Source organism: Vibrio sp. S234-5, from assembly GCF_000960595.1.
GTDB lineage: Bacteria > Pseudomonadota > Gammaproteobacteria > Enterobacterales > Vibrionaceae > Vibrio.
The window spans coordinates 1-1,502 of sequence record NZ_JZAM01000307.1 but is presented as its reverse complement, the minus strand read 5'-3'; the positions used below and the strand labels follow the sequence as shown (position 1 = coordinate 1,502).

1 protein-coding gene is annotated in these 1,502 nt (G+C 40.1%); it reads right to left on the bottom strand.

Translation table 11 applies throughout. From position 1 onward, the window contains the following. Positions 1–985: 985 nt before the first annotated feature. The gene (locus UF06_RS18640) at positions 986–1,438 is read right to left on the bottom strand and encodes a GNAT family N-acetyltransferase (RefSeq protein ID WP_045571767.1); all 453 of its coding nucleotides are present in this window, start codon (positions 1,436–1,438) and stop codon (positions 986–988) included. Positions 1,439–1,502: the final 64 nt, after the last annotated feature.

The following is a 1,502-nucleotide window of genomic DNA, read 5'->3' as shown; positions in this document are numbered from 1 at the left end:
TAAGTTTCTAGTCCTGCTTTATTTTTAACAGTATAAGATCACGTCAAGATCGCTAATTCAATCTATTTCTAAAAATTTTATCCCGAAATTCGATAAAAAGGTGCGTCAATAACATGCGCGAACCCTGCCCTGAAGCCAGAGCCATGACAAAGAAGCCGCCAAAACAAAGCCCACCTTTCAACAACAAACCAAGCTTTTGAATGAAACAAACTCACCGAGCAAGACTTTCAACAAGTACAAAATGTTCGATAAACTTGCCCTTTCCACACTTTGCGCCCACAAAATTAGCAACGCGCCAACGTTAAAACTGATTGAGGCAAACAAAGAACCTTGTCTGTTTTACGGCTTGAGTGAACCACGAATTTTATGGTCAAAAAGCTCATTTGCCGACAACACAAAACGAATGGCCGGAGAAATCCCACAAGATTGAACCCCTAATTTTACCTGAGTTGCATAACGCCGCATTAAGCGGCTAAAAATTGTGGGCTAAAATACAAGCGAAGCGCAGTAGCCCACTGTTTTTAGTCCGATTAAATGCCTTGTTATATAGCCACTTGATGCACAATGCGTGGGAAAACACATTACGATAAAACAGCCCTTTTTAGGTTTTATTTCAAACGCAACAAAGCTAGTTGACGAACGAAGCTAAACCCATTTTTAACATACAAGGTACTAACGTGGTTTTGAAAACCATGCACGCTACCGCACTTAGAATGACACAAGTTGGTGAGCTGCGAATTACATTTTAGGTGGTGCTAAATTTGCTGATTTAGAAAATTTATCAACGAAGGAAATACCCGCTCCGCAAAAAAACATACTCAAATCTGACTTATGAAACCATACACTAAAACACTGCTCGAAAGCTATATAACGCCCGCTTAAGGGGCAGCCAACGCTACTACTAACTTACCGCATAACACCGTAATCACAAAAACCAACGCATAGTAAAAATGCCGTGCGTTGGCTGTCCCTCTTGAAGCGTTTGTTATGCCTGTTTTACCTTTTGGGTGTAGTGTTCAAAAGCAACAATCTTATCATAACCTTCAGATTCATAGAGTGATTTTGCTTTATCGTTAGTTGCTGACGTCGCTAATTTAACGGTTAACGCGTTCGTTTCTTTCGCAAAACATTTCACTTTTTGGAGCAATGCTCTCGCAACTCCTTGGTTTCGGGATCCATCAGAAACGAATAGATCATTGAGATACCACATCGGTTTCATTGCGACAGATGAGAATGACGGGTAAAGTTGCACAAAACCAAGAGCTTCATTGCTTTCGGTCATAGCTAAAAAAATCACAGATTCATTATTAGCGAACCGGTTTCTCAAAAATTCTCTAGCGGCATCAATATCCGATTTTTGCCCATAAAACCGACGATAATCATCAAATAAACTCACAATCTGATCTAATTCAGAGATTGAAGCCTTTAAAATCTTCATTTAACTCTCCTTGTCCATTAACAGGCATAACGCCCTGCTAAGGGGTGAGCAATGCACTACAAAA

Coding starts and splice junctions, on each gene's coding strand:
- UF06_RS18640 (WP_045571767.1), bottom strand. CDS start 1,438: ATGAAGATTTTAAAGGCTTCAATCTCTGAATTAGATCAGATTGTGAGT.